At 57.8% G+C, this 20,223-nt stretch carries 19 protein-coding genes and 1 tRNA gene; 8 read left to right on the top strand and 12 right to left on the bottom strand.

The annotated features are described in order from the left end of the window. The first annotated feature begins 338 nt into the window (after positions 1–338). The gene (locus NUV55_RS01565; protein ID WP_296669778.1) at positions 339–2,324 is read left to right on the top strand and encodes an ATP-binding protein; all 1,986 of its coding nucleotides are present in this window, start codon (positions 339–341) and stop codon (positions 2,322–2,324) included. 15 nt (positions 2,325–2,339) lie between these two features. On the opposite strand, the gene NUV55_RS01560 is transcribed toward NUV55_RS01565, so the two are convergent. Beyond that, complete coding sequence (locus tag NUV55_RS01560; protein ID WP_296669777.1) at positions 2,340–3,224, bottom strand: DMT family transporter; 885 nt, start codon at positions 3,222–3,224, stop codon at positions 2,340–2,342. Positions 3,225–3,269: 45 nt separating this feature from the next. Here NUV55_RS01560 and dapC point away from each other — a divergent pair, with 45 nt between their 5' ends. The 6 genes from dapC (at position 3,270) to NUV55_RS01530 (ending at position 8,764) form a co-directional block, all read left to right on the top strand. Then, positions 3,270–4,478, top strand: a complete 1,209-nt coding sequence (gene dapC, locus NUV55_RS01555) for a succinyldiaminopimelate transaminase (RefSeq protein WP_296669776.1) — start codon at positions 3,270–3,272, stop codon at positions 4,476–4,478. A gap of 308 nt (positions 4,479–4,786) precedes the next feature. Continuing rightward, positions 4,787–5,608: a 2,3,4,5-tetrahydropyridine-2,6-dicarboxylate N-succinyltransferase gene (dapD, locus tag NUV55_RS01550; protein WP_296669774.1), complete on the top strand. Its 822-nt coding sequence runs from the start codon at positions 4,787–4,789 to the stop codon at positions 5,606–5,608. A 155-nt stretch (positions 5,609–5,763) separates the two neighbouring features. Continuing rightward, positions 5,764–6,894 carry a succinyl-diaminopimelate desuccinylase gene (gene dapE, locus NUV55_RS01545; RefSeq protein WP_296669773.1) on the top strand — a complete coding sequence of 377 codons (1,131 nt, stop codon included), beginning with the start codon at positions 5,764–5,766 and terminating at the stop codon, positions 6,892–6,894. Between the two features lie 159 nt (positions 6,895–7,053). Further along, the gene (locus tag NUV55_RS01540; protein WP_296669771.1) at positions 7,054–7,200 is read left to right on the top strand and encodes a hypothetical protein; all 147 of its coding nucleotides are present in this window, start codon (positions 7,054–7,056) and stop codon (positions 7,198–7,200) included. Then, positions 7,197–7,994: a Stp1/IreP family PP2C-type Ser/Thr phosphatase gene (locus tag NUV55_RS01535; protein ID WP_296669770.1), complete on the top strand. Its 798-nt coding sequence runs from the start codon at positions 7,197–7,199 to the stop codon at positions 7,992–7,994. Before NUV55_RS01540 ends, NUV55_RS01535 begins: the two co-directional genes overlap by 4 nt. Before the next feature lie 62 nt (positions 7,995–8,056). Continuing rightward, positions 8,057–8,764, top strand: a complete 708-nt coding sequence (locus NUV55_RS01530; protein ID WP_296669768.1) for an FHA domain-containing protein — start codon at positions 8,057–8,059, stop codon at positions 8,762–8,764. Positions 8,765–8,851: 87 nt separating this feature from the next. Here NUV55_RS01530 and radA read toward each other — a convergent pair whose 3' ends face one another. From radA to rnr, 10 genes are all read right to left on the bottom strand, one after another. Continuing rightward, positions 8,852–10,207, bottom strand: a complete 1,356-nt coding sequence (radA, locus tag NUV55_RS01525; protein WP_296669766.1) for a DNA repair protein RadA — start codon at positions 10,205–10,207, stop codon at positions 8,852–8,854. Between the two features lie 114 nt (positions 10,208–10,321). After that, positions 10,322–11,398 (bottom strand): alanine racemase, encoded by a 1,077-nt coding sequence (gene alr / locus NUV55_RS01520; protein WP_296669765.1) that lies wholly within the window; start codon positions 11,396–11,398, stop codon positions 10,322–10,324. Between the two features lie 137 nt (positions 11,399–11,535). Then, positions 11,536–12,927 (bottom strand): replicative DNA helicase, encoded by a 1,392-nt coding sequence (gene dnaB / locus NUV55_RS01515; RefSeq protein ID WP_296669763.1) that lies wholly within the window; start codon positions 12,925–12,927, stop codon positions 11,536–11,538. Positions 12,928–13,043: 116 nt separating this feature from the next. Further along, positions 13,044–13,493: a 50S ribosomal protein L9 gene (gene rplI / locus NUV55_RS01510; protein ID WP_296669761.1), complete on the bottom strand. Its 450-nt coding sequence runs from the start codon at positions 13,491–13,493 to the stop codon at positions 13,044–13,046. A gap of 22 nt (positions 13,494–13,515) precedes the next feature. Continuing rightward, positions 13,516–13,740, bottom strand: coding sequence for a 30S ribosomal protein S18 (rpsR, locus tag NUV55_RS01505; protein WP_296669760.1), 225 nt, complete (start codon positions 13,738–13,740; stop codon positions 13,516–13,518). A gap of 11 nt (positions 13,741–13,751) precedes the next feature. Continuing rightward, positions 13,752–14,162, bottom strand: coding sequence for a 30S ribosomal protein S6 (gene rpsF / locus NUV55_RS01500; RefSeq protein WP_296669758.1), 411 nt, complete (start codon positions 14,160–14,162; stop codon positions 13,752–13,754). Between the two features lie 207 nt (positions 14,163–14,369). Next, a complete protein-coding gene (locus NUV55_RS01495) occupies positions 14,370–14,930 on the bottom strand; it encodes a DUF488 family protein (protein ID WP_296669756.1) in 561 nt (186 codons plus the stop codon). Further along, complete coding sequence (msrA, locus tag NUV55_RS01490; RefSeq protein ID WP_296669754.1) at positions 14,915–15,541, bottom strand: peptide-methionine (S)-S-oxide reductase MsrA; 627 nt, start codon at positions 15,539–15,541, stop codon at positions 14,915–14,917. Before msrA ends, NUV55_RS01495 begins: the two co-directional genes overlap by 16 nt. A gap of 146 nt (positions 15,542–15,687) precedes the next feature. Next, positions 15,688–16,434 (bottom strand): 23S rRNA (guanosine(2251)-2'-O)-methyltransferase RlmB, encoded by a 747-nt coding sequence (gene rlmB, locus NUV55_RS01485; RefSeq protein ID WP_296669753.1) that lies wholly within the window; start codon positions 16,432–16,434, stop codon positions 15,688–15,690. Between the two features lies 1 nt (position 16,435). Continuing rightward, positions 16,436–18,673, bottom strand: a complete 2,238-nt coding sequence (gene rnr, locus NUV55_RS01480) for a ribonuclease R (protein WP_296669751.1) — start codon at positions 18,671–18,673, stop codon at positions 16,436–16,438. A 101-nt stretch (positions 18,674–18,774) separates the two neighbouring features. Between rnr and NUV55_RS01475 the strand changes: the two genes are divergently transcribed. Next, positions 18,775–18,861 (top strand) — tRNA-Leu (locus NUV55_RS01475). A gap of 63 nt (positions 18,862–18,924) precedes the next feature. Here the strand turns inward: NUV55_RS01475 and NUV55_RS01470 are convergent. Then, entirely contained in the window at positions 18,925–20,217 is a 1,293-nt protein-coding gene (locus tag NUV55_RS01470) for an adenylosuccinate synthase (RefSeq protein WP_296669750.1), read from the bottom strand. Positions 20,218–20,223 lie beyond the last annotated feature (6 nt).

The following is a 20,223-nucleotide window of genomic DNA, read 5'->3' as shown; positions in this document are numbered from 1 at the left end:
CCATGCCGCCCCGCGCCGCCTTCTTGGCCCGCTTCTCCGCGCGTTTTTCCTTCATGGTCTTGGCCGGTTCCTTCTTGGTCTGCTTCTTACTGTCCATGCCTTTGCTCATCGTCGTGCTCCTTGGTGGTTGAGATCATGATATTGCATGTAAATTTAGCGAATCGCCAGTGGCGGCGATGAACAAATCCTACCGTCATAAATTGCTGTTAATCAGCGAATTGCTTACAAAATTAGGCCTCCGAATAGGGAGGTATCAGAGTTCTAATAATTAGTGGAAAATATCGAGCCGAGGAGATTATGCGGGCGCAAGGATGAAAAAATGAAAAGCATACAGCATCATGACTGATCACGCCTATCCCGTCGAAGTTCAGTCGGATTTCTTAGAAAAGATAACACGGGCACAGCCTGTGCAGGCTGTAGCGGAGTTTATCTGGAACGGGCTCGACGCTGATGCAACGTCGATTGATGTGCGCATTGAGTACAACGACCTCAATGCAATGTCAGCTATTGTTATCACCGACAATGGTCTTGGAATGCCCTTTTCCGATGCCCCTGAGCTATTCAAAAAACTCGGTGGATCATGGAAGCGGCCTGGTGCAGTTACAAAGAAAGACGGCCGTTTTCTGCACGGTCAGGACGGTCGCGGCCGGTTTAAGGCTTTTTCCCTCGGTCGTTTTGCGGAATGGGATGTGACCTACCCCAAAGGGGATGAACTGTCGACGTTCAAGATTACGATGAACGCCGGCAAAATTCAGGAAGTCCGCATTTCAGATGAAGCAAAAGCACCTGAAGAAAAAAAGCGAGGTGTTACTCTCACTATCTCCGAGCTTCATAAGGATTACCGTTCCATTACCTCCGAAACGGGTATCCAAGAATTCACAGAAATCTTTGCATTGTACTTGGCTGACTATCAAGGTATTTCGATAGTAGTTGATTCAACCCAGATCGACCCAGATAAAGCAATTGCTTCTCGCCATACAGTCAATCTCAGCGACATTAGTGAAGAAGACAAAAACTACCCAATACGGCTGGAGATCATCGAATGGCGTGCCGTGACCAGCCGAGCACTTTACCTCTGTAATGAGAAGGGTTTTCCATTAACGCAAGTGGAACGGCGTTTTCATACCGGAAATTATCAATTCTCTGCTTACCTAAAATCCTCATATATTTCAAAACTCCAGAAAGAAGGAACGCTTGAGCTAGCTGAGATGAATTCGGCCGTTATCGCTGTGATCGATGAAGCGCAACAGGCAATCAGAGATTACTTTCGTAATCGTGCTGCACAGGAAGCGAAGACAGTTGTTGAAGATTGGAAAGAAGAGAAGATTTATCCCTATGAGGGGGAAGCCGTGACTAATGTTGAACACGTCGAGCGACAAGTCTTCGATATCGTTGCCGTGAACGTCGCTCAGTACATTCCCGAATTTGAGACAACACCAACGAAAAATAAGGCATTTCATCTGCGCTTGCTACGGCAGGCGATCGAGAAAAGTCCGGAAGAGCTTCAACTCATCCTCGGAGAGGTTCTCAAGCTCCCCAAACGCAAACAAGAAGAGCTTGCGGAACTGCTGCGAGATGTATCGTTGTCCTCGATCATCAGCGCGGCAAAGATCGTTGCTGATCGGCTGAAGTTTCTTACCGGACTCGAAGCGATTCTTTTCGATGCCGATAGCAAGAAGCGGCTCAAGGAACGCTCTCAACTTCATCGCATCATCGCAGAGAACTGCTGGCTATTCGGCGAGGAATACAACCTCTCGGTTGATGATCAGTCCCTTACTGAGGTTCTTCGCAAACACCGAAAAATCCTCGGGGACGACATTGTAATCAATGATCCCGTAAAGCACATCTCCAAAGAGCGCGGCATAATCGATTTGATGCTTTCACGCTCAATCCGCCACCATAAGGCGGACGAATTGACTCATCTTGTCGTCGAACTTAAGGCACCAAAAGTCAAGATCAACCAGAAAGAGATCACGCAGATCGAAGAATACACAATCTCGGTCACTAAGGATGAGCGCTTTCGTAGTGTGAACACGAATTGGGTTTTCTGGGTGATCAGCGACGACTATGGCGATTATGCATCGTATCGGATGACTGATAGTAATAATAACGGTAGGATTCACACTAAGGACAACTGCTCAATTTATGTTAAGACTTGGGCGCAGGTCCTCAACCAGAACCGCGCTCGGCTACAGTTCTTCCAAGAGAGCCTCGAATACCAAGCTGACAAAGGCGCATCCTTGAAGCATCTCCAGGAACACTATGCAAAATTCCTTAAAGGGGTATTGACTGAGGAGACCACGGAAGAAGTAGCTACAACGTAAAGGAAGGCAGATCGACTAATAATCCCTCGGCGATGAAGCCCTCGCCGACAGATAAGCCCCAATCACAATCAACCCTCCCCCTATCCACTCCCTCACCGTAACAATCTCGTCTGTAAGAAGTTGCTGCGCGATCGCGCCAGCGACAAGCTCGATCAAAGCCAACACCGCCGAACGATGCACAGGCATGTGCGTCACACCATACTGCACCAGCAATGTCATGAGCAGGATACCGAACACGCCGAGCGCCACGGCACCAGTAAAGATGGTGAGCGATGGTTGCGGCATAGGCAGGGAAAACATCGCGATCATGACCAGCGCCACAATCGTGACGCCGGCCCAGACGGATAAAACTTTCGCCTCGATGGACACGTCGTGCAGCTTGCGCGTGACGGTGTTGGACAGCGCGAAGGCGAAACCCGCCGTGAGCGCCATCCAGTCGGCCTTGCCCTGCGGCCAGGGCGCGCCGAGGACGGGATTCCACAGCATCAGCAGCGCGCCGCCCATGGCGATGACGAGGCTCGCAAACCCCATGCGCGTGATGTGCTCGCGCAGAAAGGCCCAGGCCATGAGCGTGGCCCACAGCGGCGACAGATAGAACAGCAGCAGCACGCGCAGGATGTTGCCTTCCAGCACCGCCTCGACGAAGGCGATGTTGGTCCAGCCGGCAGAGAGCATCAGCAGCGCCAGCCAGCCGGGTTGGCGGGTGAATTCCGGCAGGGATTTGAGCGTGAACGGCAGGCTCACGGCGAGCGCGGCACCATAGAGCGTGAGCGTAAGCCAGATGCCGCCGAGGCCGCCGCCTTCGAGCAGGCGCATGGGATACCAGATCACGCCCCACAGGCTGGCGCCGGTCATCATGGCCAGGGCTGGGTAAAAACGCCGCGAGTCGTTGGAGGACATCAGGGGCTTACCGTATAATATTTTTTTTCTAACAAACCAGACTCCATGAATTCCAGGCTCGCGAGCTTACAGCCCTATCCTTTCCAACGGCTCGCTCAGCTTATCCAGGGCATCGCTCCGCCCGCGGGCAAGAGCGTGATTCGTCTTTCCATGGGCGAGCCGCAGCATGCCGCACCCAACCTGGTTTTGGAAGCCCTGAAAGCCAATCTGGCGGGATTGTCGAATTACCCGGTGACGATGGGCGCGACCGAGCTGCGTCAGGCCATCGCCCTCTGGGCCACGCGTCGCTTTCACCTCACTAAAGTCACGCTGCAACCGGAACGCAACGTGCTGCCCGTCGCCGGCACACGCGAGGCGCTGTTCTCGATCGCGCAGGCCGTCATTGACCGGCGCGTTAACTCGCAACGCCCGTCGGTGGTCATGCCGAACCCGTTCTACCAGATCTACGAAGGCGCGGCGCTGCTGGCGGGTGCGCGACCGTATTTTCTGAACACCACCGAGGCCAATGGCTTTCGCATGGATTTTGCGAGTGTGCCGGAAGACATCTGGCAAAAGGTGCCGCTGGTGTATGTCTGCTCGCCCGGCAACCCAACCGGCGCGGTACTGACGCATGACGATTTCGCCAAGTTGATTGAACTGGCGCAACAGTACAATTTCATTATTGCCTCGGACGAATGCTATTCCGAAATCTATTTCGACGAGGCCAAACCGCCGGTGGGGCTGTTGCAAGTGGCGAACGATCTTGGCATCAAGGATTACCGGCACTGTATCGTGTTCCACAGCCTGTCCAAGCGCTCCAGTCTGCCGGGGCTGCGTTCCGGTTTCGTCGCCGGCGACGGCGAATTGATGCAGCAGTACCACCAGTACCGCACCTACCAAGGCTGCGCCCTGCCGCCGCCGACGCAGGCGGCGAGTACGGCGGCGTGGAGCGACGAGGCGCATGTGCGTTCCAATCGCGAGCAATACCGCGCCAAGTTCGAGGCCGTGCTGGAAATCCTCAAGCCGGTGCTGGACGTAGACAAACCCGAGGCCGGGTTTTACCTGTGGCCAAAACTGCCAAAAGACGATGAACGCTTCACGCGCGAGCTGTACGCGCGTGAAAACGTACTGGTGCTGCCGGGAACCTACCTGTCGCGCGAATTCGAGGGCGTGAACCCGGGCCAGAATCGCGTGCGCCTGGCGCTGGTGGCGCCGCTTCCTGAATGCATCGAGGCCGCACAGCGCATCCGAAATTATGTAGAATCGCTGGGTTAACTATTTTTAAATTGACAGGATTTACAGGGCGAGCCGGAAACGGGCGAAGACACTTAACGTGTCTTCGCCCCGGCGAGCGCCCCGCCATGGATGGCGGGGCCGGGGTCTGTCGAGGTCTTCGTGGTCACGCCACGGACGGCAAGTATGCCTTCCTTGGCGTCGCGACAGAGGCTTCGTTTATCCCGGCCCGCACATCCGTGTGCGGGCGCTCAACGGCGCCGATGTACGTTAAGTACATCGGCGACTACTCCGTTTCGCCCTGTTAATCCTGTCCATTCCTTGTTTTTCCTATTTTAAGGTACAGAGCCATGAGCGACATACAGTCCATTATTAATGAGGCCTTCGAGCACCGTGGCGCCATCACCCCGCGCAACGTCGATACGCTGGTCAAGGACGCCGTGAACGAGGCCATCAACCTGCTGGATAGCGGCAAGGCGCGCGTGGCCGAGAAGAAAGGCGGCCAGTGGGTGGTCAACGAATGGCTGAAAAAGGCGGTGCTGCTCTACTTCCGCATCGAGGACAACCAGTTCATCAAGGGCGGCTACACCAATTACTGGGACAAGGTGCCGTCCAAGTTCGGCGATTACAACTCCAAGGCCTTCCGCGAAGGCGGCTTCCGCGTGGTACCGCCGGCGGCCATCCGCAGGGGCGCCTATATCGCCCCTTCGGTGGTACTGATGCCTTCTTATGTGAACATCGGCGGCTACGTGGACGAAGGCACCATGGTCGACACCTGGTCCACGGTCGGTTCCTGCGCCCAGATTGGCAAAAACGTGCATCTCTCCGGCGGTGTCGGCATCGGCGGCGTGCTCGAGCCGATACAGGCCGCGCCCACCATTATTGAAGACAATTGCTTCATCGGCGCCCGTTCCGAGATCGTCGAGGGGGTCATCGTCGAGGAAGGCGCGGTGGTTTCCATGGGGGTGTACATCGGCAAAAGTACCAAGATCTACAACCGCATGACCGGCGAGGTGACCTATGGCCGGGTGCCCAAGGGCGCCGTGGTGGTTTCGGGCAACCTGCCCGCCGCCGATGGCAAATACAGTCTCTACTGCGCCGTGATCGTGAAGCAGGTCGACGAAAAAACCCGCTCCAAGGTCGGCATTAATGAGCTGTTAAGAGATATATGATCTTTGTAACCGCCAAGACGCCAAGAGCGCCAAGTAAAAAAACATGAAAATGAAAATATTCTAGATTTAGTTTTTATTCACCTTCGATTTTCTTGGCGTCCTTGGCGTCTTGGCGGTTCAAATCTTTTTATATATTTATTAATAAGTTATAAATAATGACTGATAAAACACTTGAACTGGCGATGGAGCTGATTGCGCGCCCGTCGCAGACGCCGCGCGACGAAGGCTGCCAGGAAATCATGATCAAGCGCCTGGCGTTGCTCGGCTTCAAGATCGAGCGCCTGCCCTTCGGCGATGTCGAGAACCTGTGGGCCGTGCGCGGCAGTGCCAAGCCGCTGGTGGTGTTCGCCGGACATACCGATGTAGTGCCCTCCGGCCCGCGTGAGGCCTGGAAAAGCGACCCGTATAAGCCCGAGGTGCGCGATGGCCACCTGTACGGCCGTGGCGCCGCCGACATGAAGTCTTCGTTGGCCGCGTTTGTCACGGGCATTGAGGATTTTGTGGCCAAGCATCCCGAGCACAAGGGCGCCATCGGCCTGCTCATCACCTCGGACGAGGAAGGCCCGGCGGTGCATGGCACGATCAAGGTCATGGAATGGCTCGGCAAGCAGGGCATCAAGATCGATCACTGCATCGTCGGCGAGCCATCCTGCGTAAAAACCCTGGGCGACACCATCAAAATCGGTCGGCGTGGCTCCCTGACCGGGCGCCTGTTCGTGCACGGCAAACAGGGGCACGTGGCCTACCCGCATCTGGCCAATAATCCCATTCACATGCTGGCACCGGCCTTGGCCGAGCTGACCGCCGCCGAGTGGGACAAAGGCAATGCCGATTTCCCCCCCACCAGCTTTCAGGTTTCGAATATTCACGGCGGAACCGGGGCCGAGAACGTTATTCCCGGCCGGCTTGAGGTGGTGTTTAATTTTCGTTTCTCAACCGCCGTGACCGATGCCGAATTGCGCCGCCGGGTTGAGGAAATCCTCAAGCGCCATCACGTGGAACATCGGATCGAATGGATTCTGTCCGGCCACCCATTTCTGACGCGGGGCACGGCCCTGATCGAGTCGGTGCGGCGGGCCGTGAAGCAGGAGCTCGGGGTTGAGGCGGAAGCTTCCACCAGCGGCGGCACCTCGGACGGCCGCTTTATCGCCCCTACGGGTACCGAGGTGGTCGAGATTGGGCCGCTCAACCGTACGATCCATCAGATCGACGAATGTATCGCGGTGGAAGATCTCACTCGGCTGGCGCGCGTCTACCGTCGCATACTGGAAAATCTGTTACTCTGAATCACGCAAATTTTTATCATAAAATTCATATAAATATTCAATATTCATGGTGTATATTCTAGATATAACCTGAGTATTTTCAGGCGCCAAATGCGCACCGGATGTCGTACAGAAGCACCTATACTTGGGAACATCGCAGCGCCACAAAGAGCGGTTTCGATGCACACGAAAACCGGACACATCGAGAAGGGACAGTTTGCTGACACATCCGCCATGACCACCACCCCGCTGCCCACGGAAATCCTGGTCCTTTACCGCCCCTTTCCGGCACAGCCACCACTGTCCCGAAGCCCGGGAACCTCATGAGCGCACTCCTGATCACCGGCCTGACCGATCCCGGCCGTATCCGCGAACAGAATGAAGACTGCATTGTCATGACGCCCGAGGCCGGGCTGGTCGTGGTCGCGGACGGCATGGGCGGCCACCGCGCCGGTGAAGTGGCCAGCCGTCTTGCCGTCGAGGCTATTCAGCGTCACGTCGTCAACACGCTGGCCGATTCAGACGCCGCCAGCGGCGGCAGTATTGAGGTGGCGCTGGTGCGCGATGCCATCCAGCAGGCCAACCAGGCAATCTATGCCCACGCGCGCGTGAACCCGGAAAATGCCGGCATGGGTTCGACCGTGGTGGTCGCCCTTTTCTACGGCGATAAACTCTGTGTCGGTCATGTCGGCGATTCGCGCCTCTATCGTTTCCGCGACACCATCCTGGAACAGGTCACCGAGGACCACTCGGTGGTGCAGGAGCTGGTCAGCCGCGGTCTCGTCACAGCGGAAGAGGCGCGTCAGACGGTTGGCAAAAATCTGGTCACGCGCGCACTCGGTATCGATCCGGACGTGGAGGCCGACGTCAGTGAGCACGACATCTACAGCGACGATGTTTATCTGCTTTGCTCCGATGGCGTGAACGACGTCCTCGCCGACGGCGATATCGAGATGATGCTGACCGAACACGGACGCGATCTCGAAACCACCGCACGACACATGGTGGACACCGCCAACGAACGCGGTGGTCCGGACAATATTTCGGTCATTCTGGTGCGCACGAATCGCGGTTTCGCGCGCAGTCCGGAGGCTCTGCGGAAATTGCAGGAACAGATTTAAACTGAATTGCCCATTCGTCGGGCGCATTTTATTGCCGTGGGATAAGAGACTGGAGTACGAAGATGGCCAAGATCATTATCAAGTTCAACAACGACGTGGTCGATCATATCGACCTGAAACAGGGCGATATGAAAATCGGCCGCAAGCCGGGATGCGAGATTCAGGTCGACAATCTCTCCGTGAGCGGCGAGCACGCCAATGTTTTTACGGTGGGCGAGGATTCGTTCATCCAGGATCTGGGCAGCACCAACGGCACCTTCATCAACAACAAAAAGATCACCAAACATCACCTGAAAAATGGCGACACGGTCGTGATTGGCAAACACTCGCTGATCTATCTCAGCGATTCGGCGCGCGCCAGCCAACCGCCGGAGGAATTTGCCAGGACGGTTATCATTAATCCATCGCGAACCGTGGAGCCGAAGCCCGTGTCCCGGCCGCCCATCGAACCGGCCGCCATCACCCTGGAAACAAAACCGAAAGATTCACCGAAAGTCGAAGCAGAACGGCAACGTGTCGGTGCCCTTTTTGTGTTGAGCGGAATGAACAGCGGCAAGCGCATCGACCTGACCAAGAAGATTACCAATCTTGGCAGTGCCGGCAAGCGCGCGGGGGCCATCACGCTAACGGCCGAGGGCTTCGCGCTGGCGCCGGGCGCGGATGAAACGCCGAAGCTGAACGGCCGGCCGATTCCGTCGGAAGGCTCAAAACTCAAAAACGGCGATTTGATCGAGGTCGCCGGCACGCGTTTGCAGTTTTATTTGAAATAAAATTTCACAGGATTAACTGCTGAAATTCGATCTTTTGGATTCTAATCCTGTTAATCCTGTTTTAATCCTGTAAATCCTGTGAATTTTTTATCCTAGTATTTCCAAAGCCTCAGTAAGACGGCGGACGGGCAGCAATTCAATTCCGGCGTCACCCTTTTTGGGCATGTTCGCGGCCGGCACCAGCACGCGCTTGAACCCCAGCTTGGCCGCTTCGCGGATACGCTCCTGCCCACGCTGCACTGGCCGCACCTCGCCCGCCAGCCCCACCTCACCAAAGGCCACCAGATCCCGGCCGAGTGGACGATTGCGCAGACTGGAAACCGTGGCCGCCAGGATGGCCAGGTCCGCCGCGGTTTCCAGCACGCGCACGCCACCGACAACGTTGACGAACACATCTTGATCGTAGGTCGCGATGCCGGCGTGACGGTGCAGTACCGCCAGCAGCATCGCCAGCCGGTTGGTGTCGAGCCCCACGCACACGCGCCGCGGATTCGACAAATGGCTTTGATCCACCAGCGCCTGGACTTCCACCAGCAACGGGCGCGTACCCTCCTGCGTCGCCAGCACGATACTGCCGGGCACGGATTGCACTTCCCGGCTCAAAAACATCGAGGACGGATTGCCGACCTCGCGCAGGCCGGTTTCCGTCATGGCGAAGACACCGATCTCATTCACCGCGCCAAAACGGTTCTTGATGGCACGAATAATGCGAAAGGCGCTGCCGGTATCGCCCTCGAAATACAGCACGGTATCCACCATGTGCTCCAGCACGCGCGGGCCGGCGAGCGTGCCTTCCTTGGTCACGTGCCCCACCAGAAACAGGGCCGTGCCGGTCTGCTTGGCGTAACGCACCAACTGCGCCGCGGATTCGCGCACCTGCGCGACACTGCCGGGCGCCGACTGAAGAATATCGGTGAACATCGTCTGAATCGAATCTACGACGATGACCTGCGGTTGTTCGCTCTGGGCGCTGGCAAGAATGGTCTCGACCTGAGTCTCCGTCAGCAGTCGCAGCCGATCGCCCCGGAGTCCCAGGCGTTGCGCTCGCAGCGCGATCTGGTCGGAGGATTCTTCGCCGCTGACGTAAAGCACTTTCGCGCTCTGGCTGATGGTGGCCATGGCCTGCGTCAGAAGAGTGGATTTTCCGATGCCCGGATCGCCGCCGATCAACACCACCGAACCGGACACCAGTCCGCCACCGAGCACGCGGTCGAGCTCTGTGATGCCGGTCGGTTGTCGGGCAATTTTTCCCGGCGTGACCTCGGCCAGATTATGCACCGCCGCGGGCGCGCCATACTGGCGTCCGGCGCGTGGGTGGGTAATGGGCACGACCGTGGTTTCGTAAAGCGAGTTCCAGGCAGTACAGGACGGGCACTGGCCGACCCACTTGGGCGAATTCGCGCCGCATTCGTTGCAGGTGTAAACCGATTTGACCTTGGCCATTTATTTTATGAGCATCAACCGCAGAGAGCGCAGAGGGCGCAGAGAATTTTATATTTTTTGATTTTCAATTTTAATTCTCCGCGTACTCTGCGTCCTCTGCGGTGAAAATTCTTATTAAACGACGACGCGCGGGATGCGCTCGGTCACGTGACACAACAGTTCATAGGAGAGAGTCCCGGCACTTTCCGCCACCTCCTCCACGGGCAGGCCCTTGCCCCACAGCACCACCGGATCGCCAATCTTCGCCTGCGTCTGGGCCCGCAAATCGAGCGTGATCATGTCCATGGATACCCGGCCCACAGTCGGCACACGCTGGCCGTTTACCAGCACCGGCGTACCGGGCGGCGCGTGGCGCGGGTAACCGTCACCATAGCCGATGGCCACCACGCCCACCGGCATGTCCTCCGGGCAACGCCAGTCGCCGCCGTAGCCTATGGCGTCACCTTTCTTCCGGGCATGCACCGCGATCAGGGCTGATTCGAGCGTCATGACGGGTTTGAGCCCCATGGTCGCGGCATCCTTGTCCATCAGGGGCGAGGCGCCATAAAGCATGATGCCGGGGCGCACCCAGTCAAGATGGCTCGAGGGCCAGGCGAGAATACCGGCGGAATTGGCGAGGCTCGTTTCCAGCTCCAGATTCCGGCTCACACCGGCGAAATCATTGATCTGGGAGCGCGTGACATCATCGTCGGGAAATTCCGCGCGTGCGAAATGCGACATGAGGCGAATGCCGGCCACCGCGGATGCGCTGCGCAACTGCTTCACAAGCTCAGGTACCGCGGCAGGCGCGAACCCGAGACGATGCATGCCGGTGTCCGCCTTGATCCAGACCGTGAGCTTCAACATCGGAGAGGCCTTCATGATGGCCTTGAGTTGTCCGTCATGATGAACGACCGGCTCAAGATGTTGTTTCGAGAGCAATGACAGCTCATCGTTATTGAAAAAACCTTCAAGCAGGCAGATGGGCCGCGTCACCCCCGCCTCGCGCAGTTGCATGCCCTCTTCGATGCTGGAGACACCGAAGGCATCGGCGGATTCACCCAGGGTCCGCGCCACCCAGGCGAGTCCGTGTCCATAGCCGTTGGCCTTGACGATGGCCATGACGCGCGCACGCTTGGCGTGAAGACGAACCTGTTGCAGATTGTGTTTGAGCGCCCCAGCGTCCAGCAGCGCGCGCGCCGGTCGGCTCATCTAAGAGGAGTCTCTGAAATATGAGTTTTCACCGCAGAGTACGCAGAGATCACAGAGATTTTCCCGTTAATTCCCATATATTTTTTCTCTGCGTCCTCCGCGCTCTCTGCGGTCAGGAATTAATAAATCAGACTTCCCTAGGAATTCCCGTCGTATCCGGCGGAAGTATAATTTTCAAAGCGCGTGTATTCCCCGAGGAAGGTCAGGCGCACCTCGCCGATCGGGCCGTTACGCTGTTTGCCGATGATGATCTCGGCGGTGCCTTTGACCGGACTGTCCTTGTTGTAGACCTCGTCACGATAGATGAAAAAGATCACGTCGGCATCCTGCTCGATGGCGCCGGACTCGCGCAGGTCGGACATGACCGGTCTTTTATCCGGACGGGATTCCACGCTGCGGTTCAGCTGCGACATGGCGATCACCGGCACATCCAGCTCCTTGGCCAGGCCTTTTAGCGCGCGCGTGATGTTGGAAATCTCCGTGGCGCGGTTCTCCTCAGTGCGCTCGGTCGACGTCATGAGCTGGAGGTAGTCGATGAGAATCAGCCCGAGACCATGCTCACGCTTCAAGCGACGCGCGCGGGCACGCAATTCCATCGGCGTCAGTCCCGGGGAATCATCGATAAAAATCGGGGCCTCATTGAGCAGACTCACGGCCGAGGTCAACCGCGGCCAATCGTCATCGTCGAGTTTTCCAGTGCGCACTCGGTGCGCGTTGATACGCCCGAGCGAGGCCATCATGCGCAACGCCAGCTGTGTACCCGGCATTTCCATGCTGAACACCGCCACCGGAATCTTGTGGCCCACGGCGGCATTTTCGGCGATGTTCATCGCCAGACTCGTTTTCCCCATGCTCGGACGCCCGGCGATAATGACAAGGTCCGATTTCTGCAGCCCGGAGGTCATTTCGTCAAGATCGGTAAAGCCGGTGGGCACGCCGGTGATGGACGACTTGGAGCGAAACAGTTCGTCGATGCGGTCGACGGCCTTGCTGAGCAGGGTGTTCAGGGGCTGAAATTCGCCGCGCCGGTGGCCCTTTTCGCTGATGTCGAAGATGCGCTTTTCAGCGAAATCCAGGAGTTCAGTGGCGGAGCGTCCTTCGGGGGTATAGGCGGCCGAAGTAATCTCGCCGGCCGCCCGCACCAGTTCGCGCATGACCGAGTTTTCGCGCACGATGGCGGCATACGCCACGATGTTGGCGGCACTGGGAGTGTTGTTGGCAAGTGAACCGAGATAGGCCAGTCCGCCGGCGTGTTCGAGCTCGCCGCTGCGTTCGAGCCATTCGGAAACCGTCACCACGTCCGCCGGGCTGTTTTCCTGGCACAGGGAGGAGACGGCGTTGAAGATCAGTCGGTGTTCGCGGCGGTAGAAGTCGTCAGCGGTGAGAATATCGGCAATGCGGTCCCAGCTCTGGTTGTCGAGCAGCAGACCGCCAAGCACGGATTGCTCGGCCTCTATCGATTGCGGCGGGACCTTGAGCAGGTCGGTCACCGACTCCGTTCCACGCCTGGAAAAGGCTCGTTCTTCCACCGACCTCCCCCTCTCGATCCTGAATTGCGGCTTGGTTAGCTGCCGTCAAGTGTGTCACGCATTATAGCGCGGTGCGTCGAGATGAACAGCTGCACCGTAAATCAGGAAATAACGCGCTATTTTTCGCCGATGACCGAAACGATTAGCTTGAAATTGACTTCGGGGTGTAGCGACACGGAAATTTCGTGATCGCCGATCTCCTTCATCGGACCGCGATCGAGATGAATTTCGGACTTGGTCAGTTCGAAACCAGCCTGCACCATGGCTTCGCAGATGTCGCGAATGCCGACGGAACCGAAAAGTTTCCCCTCCTCGCTTAACTTGCGTACGACCTGGACCGTGTAGCCGGTCATCTTCTCAGCGCGTAATTGCGCTTTGCCGAGGGCATCGGTCTGGACTTTTTCGAGTTCGGCGCGACGCGCCTCAAACTTGGCGCGATTCTCCTCGTTGGCCGTGACGGCTTTGCCGTAAGGGATGAGAAAGTTACGCGCGAAACCTGACTTCACCTTGACCTGTTCTCCCAGGTTGCCCAGGTTGCGCACTTTTTCCAGCAGAATGACTTCCATCGTTAAACCTCGCGAGTAGCGTTCAGTGACTGTCGCAATACGGCATCAGCGCCAGAAAGCGCGCATATTTGATGGCGCGCGTCAGTTGCCGCTGGTAGCGGGCCTTGGTGCCGGTGTTGCGACACGGCATGATGCGGCCGGTTTCGGTGATGAATCCACTCAGCACGGCGATATCCTTATAGTCGATCTCATCGACCTTCTCGACCGTAAAGCGGCAGAATTTTTTGCGTCTGAAAAATCGTGACATGGTCGTGCTCCTTAAACCTGATCGGACGCGGCTGGTTCGGCCGCTTCGTTATCGCCGTTATCGATATCCGCCGGTGCCGACACGGGCGCCGCGGACTTCTCTTCGTTTTCCTTGATGAGCGGCGATGGCGTGGTAACGGCTTGTTTGCGCTTGATGACGAGCGAGCGCAGCACCGCGTCGTTGAAGCGAAACGCCGACTCCAGCTCGCGCAATGTGGCCAGCTCGCACTCGATGTTCATGAGCACGTAGTGCGCCTTGTGCACCTTGTTCAGGGGGTAAGCGAGCTGACGGCGGCCCCAGTCTTCGAGGCGGTGGATCACGCCCTTGGCGGACTCGATCATCGAGCGGTAGCGCTCGATCATCGCGGGTACCTGATCACTCTGGTCCGGGTGGACCATGAAAACGACTTCATAATGACGCATGCAACACTCCTTATGGATGAACTTCAGCCTTCCGCTGCCGTTTTGTAGTTGTTATACGGCCGGTAAGGCAAGGGCGCCCCGGAGGGGCAACTGCTCAAAAGAGCGGCGCATTCTACTGGAATCCCCCCGGCCCGAGCAAGGCTTGCCGGAGTGCCAAACCCGCTAAAAATCGCTGTTTTACGATATCTTTTCGGGATGCCGCCTACCTCAACGGTCCAAGGCGAGTTGTCCACTGAGCTGCCGATCATAGACCAGGGCCGCGGATTCACGCCTCACACCGGGCGAAAGCGCATGTTCGCGCGACTTGCCGGGAGCGATCAGGTGCACCACGGGCTGGCCCTGGAGCGTCAGGTAATCCGCTATCAACGATCGGTGGCAATGTGCCGGGTCGAGCTCGGCGCAAAGCATGGCGCATACACCGCTTGCGGCCAGATGCTGCAGCTGGAAGGCGCCCTTCTGGAAGGACTCCGTGTCCATATGATCGGCAAAACCGCGAAGATTTTCATCGAGCGCCAGATGCGGTGAATCCGGCCGCGGGTCGCGCATCCCGCCCAGTTGCCTTCCCGCCCAGTGATAGGCAATGCCCGCATTTTCGCAGGCCAGACGCAGCGAGTCATCGTTGAACTGCGGGTTGTGCCGTGAGCGCGGTTGCGCACGCACGTCAACGAGCGTACCCACCCCCGCCTCCTTCAATAGCGCAACCAGCTCCTCAATCTTTCGATTGCCATGTCCAAGGGTGTAAAGCGTGTGGCTCACGTAATCAGACAAGTCACGCCGGTGCCGCCGTGGCCACAATAGCCACGCGGATTTTTGGCGAGATACTGCTGGTGATAATCTTCGGCATAATAAAACTCGGGTGCATCGAGGATCTCGGTGGTGATGGGCGCGAAACCTGCCTTCTTCAGTTCATCCTGATAACGCGCGAGTGATACCTGCGCCGCCTGCTTCTGTGCCTCGCTGTAGGTATAGATGCCGGAGCGATATTGCGTGCCGACGTCATTACCCTGACGCATGCCTTGCGTGGGATCGTGCGCCTCCCAGAACAATTTCAGCAATTGCGCGTAACTGACCTGCTTTGGATCGTAAACTACCAGCACCACCTCGTTGTGACCGGTCATACCGCTGCATACTTCCTGATACGTAGGATTAAGCGTGCGACCACCGGCATAACCGACCGCGGTCACGTATACACCCGGCAATTGCCAGAAATATTTTTCCGCGCCCCAGAAGCAGCCGAGCCCGAACTGCACCTGCTCCATGCCCATCGGAAATGGCGGCGTAAGCAGACGACCGTTAACGAAATGTTTTTCCGGCACCAGCATCTTCTCGGCTCGTCCGGGCAAGGCCTCGTGCAACGTGGGCATTTTGGGTTTCTTCATGAAGGCGAGCGTGCGTTTCTCCTGATAAAATGCAATAGACAGGATTAACAGGATTTTTCAGGATTTACAGGATTTACAGGATTAAGGATTTTAGAATTCTTAAGAAATCCTGTTAATCCTGTTAATTTTTTTCTTTTGGTCGGCGCTTAATCGTGTGTGCTCCGTTGCCGCACGGCCTCGAAGAGGCATACGCCCGCCGCCACCGAGACATTCAGACTTTCCACCGTGCCGGCCATGGGAATGCGCACCAGCATATCGCACTCTTCCTGTGTCAATCGCCGCAGTCCCTTGCCCTCTCCGCCCAAAACAATCGCCAGCGGCCGGCGCAGATCGGTATGAAAGACATCAGTATCAGCCTCCTGACTCGCGCCGGCAAGCCAGATGCCGGCTTCCTTGAGTTCGCGCAAGGTGCGCGCAAGATTAACCACCTGAAACACGGGAATGGTTTCCGCCGCGCCGCTGGCAGCACGGCGCGCAACGGCGGAAAGCGGCGCGCTGTGCTCGCGTGGCACGATGACGCCATGCGCGCCGGCGGCATCGGCGCTGCGCAGGCAGGCGCCGAGATTATGTGGGTCTTGCACGCCGTCGAGCACGAGCAGCAGCGGCATGGGCGGCAAATGGGCTAAAAAGGTTTTGAGGTCCTGCTCTTTTTGCACGGGCGTTTCGCGCATGCGCGCAATCACGCCCTGGTGTTTCACGCCATCGGCGAGGCGGTCGAGGGCGGCGCGCGGCGATTTATGAATCTTTACCTGCGCATCACGGGCAGCATTCAGTACCGCGGCAATGCGCTTGTCGCCGCGTGCATCGCTAACCCAGATTTCCTCGACAAGGTCCGGTCTGGACTTCAGCGCCGCCAGCACCACGTGTACACCGCAAACATGCTGATCACTCATGTCAGCGCCGGCGTTTCCTCGAACGCTTTTTACCGGAAGGTTTGCCGTTACGTTTTGCCTCTGGACGACGCTGTTTGGGGGCCTTGCCGGTTTTGGCACCCGTTACCACCCCGACCAGTTCGAAATCAATCTTGGTTTCGTCCAGGTCCACGCGCATGACACGTACGCGCACCTTGTCACCCAGACGGTAGATCTGGCGCGTGCGCTCGCCCATCAGGCGATGATGCGCCGCATCGAAATGATAGTAATCGTTGCCCAGCGCCGTGATGTGCACCAGGCCATCCACGTAAACCTCGACCAGTTCCACGAAAATTCCGAAATTAGTGACGCCACTGATGTAGCCGTCAAACTCCTCGCCGATCTTGTCCATCATGAACTCAGCCTTGAGCCAGCGCGTCACCTCGCGCGTGGCCTCGTCAGCGCGGCGTTCGGTCAGGGAGCAGTGTTCGCCCTGCTGCTTGGCCAGTTCCGGCGTAATTTCCGCCGGGCGTTTTGCCAGGATGCCCTTGATGGCGCGATGCACCAGCAGGTCCGGGTAGCGGCGTATCGGTGAGGTGAAATGGGTGTAGTTAGGATAACCCAGCGCGAAGTGGCCGACGTTGTCCGGGCTGTACACCGCCTGTGACAGCGAACGCAGCAGCACGGTCTGGATCAGGCGCGAGTCGGTGCGCTTTTCCACCTGCTTGATGAGTTTGGAATAATGATGCGCCTGCGGTTTATCGCCGCCAGCCAGAGATAGGCCGATTTCGGAAAGGAATTCACGCAGGTTGCTTAATTTCTCTGTTGTCGGACCTTCGTGGATGCGGTACGGCGCAGGCACTTTGTGCTTTTTAAGAATTTCGGCGGCGCAAACGTTGGCCGCCAACATGCATTCCTCGATCAAACGATGGGCATCATTGCGCTGCTGCGGCACAATTTGCTGGATCTTGCGGGCCTCGTCGAACACGATGCGCGTTTCCGGCAGCTCGAAATCCACCGCGCCGCGCTTCATGCGCGACGTGTGCAAAATATTGTAAAGGCCATGCAACGCTTCCAGGTGCGGAACGACATCGGCATATTCGTTCCGCAGCGTGGCATCCTTGTCCGTCAATATGGACGCCACCCTGGTGTAGGTGAGGCGCGCCCGCGAACGCATGACCGCCTCGAGAAACCGATAACGACTGATGTTGCCGGCGGCATCGATCTGCATTTCGCAGGCCATGCACAGACGGTCCACCTTCGGGTTGATCGAGCACAAACCGTTCGACAATATTTCCGGCAGCATCGGAATGACATTTTGCGGGAAATACACCGAGTTGCCGCGCTGATAAGCCTCATGGTCCAGCGCTGTGCCGGGTTTAACATAATAGGATACGTCCGCGATCGCCACGATCAGCCGCCATTGACGGCCATCGTGTTCGGCGAATACGGCATCGTCGAAATCACGCGCGTCCTCACCGTCGATCGTGACCAGCGGAATTTCTCGCAGATCGAATCGTCCCTCGCTGGCGTGCGCGGGAACCTGTGGCGTCAGCCCATCGACCTCGTCTCGCACCTCTTGCGGCCAGACGTGAGGAATGTCGTGTGCGCGGATGGCAACCTCGATTTCCATGCCCGGCGCCATGTGATCGCCGAGTACTTCTATCACGCGTCCCGCGGGGGCCCGGTGACGTGTCGGCGGTGACGTGATTTCCGCCACCACGATCTGGTTAACCCTTGCCCCGTTTTCGTCGCCGCGCGATATCACGATATCCTGGGTGATGCGCTTGTTCTCCGGCACAACGAAACCCGCGCCGTTCGGCATGACATAGCGCCCAACCACGGTTTTGTGCGTGCGCTCCAGCACTTCGACCACAGCGCCTTCGCGCCGGCCGCGCTGATCGACGCCGGTCACGCGCGCCATGACGCGATCCCCGTGCATCACCTGGCGCATCTCGCCGGGCGAAAGAAACAGATCCTCGCCTTCTTCATCGGGAATCAGAAAACCGAAACCGTCCGGATGACCGCTGACGCGTCCGGAGACCATGTCCATCTTGTTTGCCAGCCCGTACAGGCCGCGGCGGTTTTTCAGGATCTGGCCGTCGCGCTCCATCGCGCGCAGGCGACGGTTGAAGGCATCCTCATCGCGCTCGCCGTGCACGTCCAGCGCATTCGCCAGCTCTTGAAACGGCAAGGGCTCGTTGCGCTCGGTCAACATGGCTGAAATGGCCTCGCGGCTGGGGACGGGATGTTCGTATTTTTGTTGCTCCCGTTCAGCCATGGGGTCTTGAATTGGTTTTTTGGGTTTTCGCGTTGACATGAATTTTATCTATCGGTAGAGTTCGCCGTCCTGTAGGGTCCCGTTTAATTCACGGGCTGTACGCCGAGGTGGCGGAATTGGTAGACGCACTAGCTTCAGGTGCTAGCGGGCGCAAGCTCGTGGAGGTTCAAGTCCTCTCCTCGGTACCATCTTGAATCCGGGACTTCCTGTCCCGCAACAGATAATACCAGCAAGTCTCCGAACGGGAATCCCTATTCAAAGGGATGCCGCAGAATAATGGTGTCATCGCGCTCGGCACCGGTGGAGATAATGTCGATGCGCGCCTCGGTGCACTCCTCGATTTTCTTCAGATATTTCTGCGCGTTTACCGGCAACTTGTCGTAACTCCGCACGCCCAGCGTGGATTCGGTCCAGCCCGGCACTTCCTCGTAAATCGGTTCACATTTTGCGAGCGCATCCGCACCGCTCGGCGGCGTTTTGCGCGTCTTGCCATCGTAACGATAACCCGTGCAAATGAGAATCTTGTCGAGTCCGTCGAGCACGTCCAGTTTTGTCACGCACAACCCTGTGACGCCGTTTAACTGATTCGAGCGGCGCATTATCACGGCGTCATACCAGCCGCAACGGCGCTTGCGTCCGGTGGTGGCACCGAACTCCTTGCCGCGCTCACCGAGCCGGTCACCGATGGCATCATGCAGCTCAGTCGGGAACGGCCCCGCGCCCACGCGCGTAGTGTAGGCCTTGGTGATGCCCAGCACGTAATTCAGCTGTCCCGGTCCGACGCCGCTACCCGTGGACGCCGCACCGGCACAGGTATTGGAGGACGTGACATAGGGATAAGTGCCATGGTCGATGTCGAGTAACACGCCCTGCGCGCCCTCGAACATCACACGCTTGCCGTCGCGCCCGTATTCATACAGCAGCTCGGGGATGTCTGCTACCAGCGGGCGCAGGCGCTCGGCCAGCTTTAAACACTCATCAAGCGTTTTCTGGTAATCCACCGTGTCGTAGTGGTAATAGTTCTTGAGCGCGTGATTGTGATACTCCATCACACCCTTGAGCTTGTCGGGAAAAGATTTCGTGTCCAGCACATCGCCCACGCGCAGACCGCGGCGCGCCACCTTGTCTTCGTAGGCCGGGCCGATGCCGCGCCCGGTGGTGCCGATGGCGGCCTTGCCGCGCGCCTTTTCGCGCGCGTGATCCAGCGCCACATGATGCGGCAGGATCAACGGGCAGGAATCGCTCACGCGCAGGCGTTTCGCGACATCCACGCCGCCGCGTGTGAGCTCGTCCATCTCCTCGAACAGCGCGGCCACGGACAGCACCACACCATTGCCAATCAGGCACATGACACCATCGCGCAACACACCGGACGGAATCAGATGCAACACCGTTTTCTTGCCGTTGATGACCAGCGTGTGGCCGGCGTTGTGCCCACCCTGGAAGCGCACAACCGCGTGCGCCTTGTCGGTCAACAAATCGACGATCTTGCCCTTGCCTTCGTCGCCCCACTGGGCGCCGACCACGACGACGTTCTTAGCCATGATTTC

The sequence above is a fragment of the Sulfuricaulis sp. genome (assembly GCF_024653915.1).
GTDB lineage: Bacteria > Pseudomonadota > Gammaproteobacteria > Acidiferrobacterales > Sulfurifustaceae > Sulfuricaulis.
Note: the sequence above shows the minus strand (reverse complement) of the source record. Positions and strands in the feature narration are given on the sequence as shown.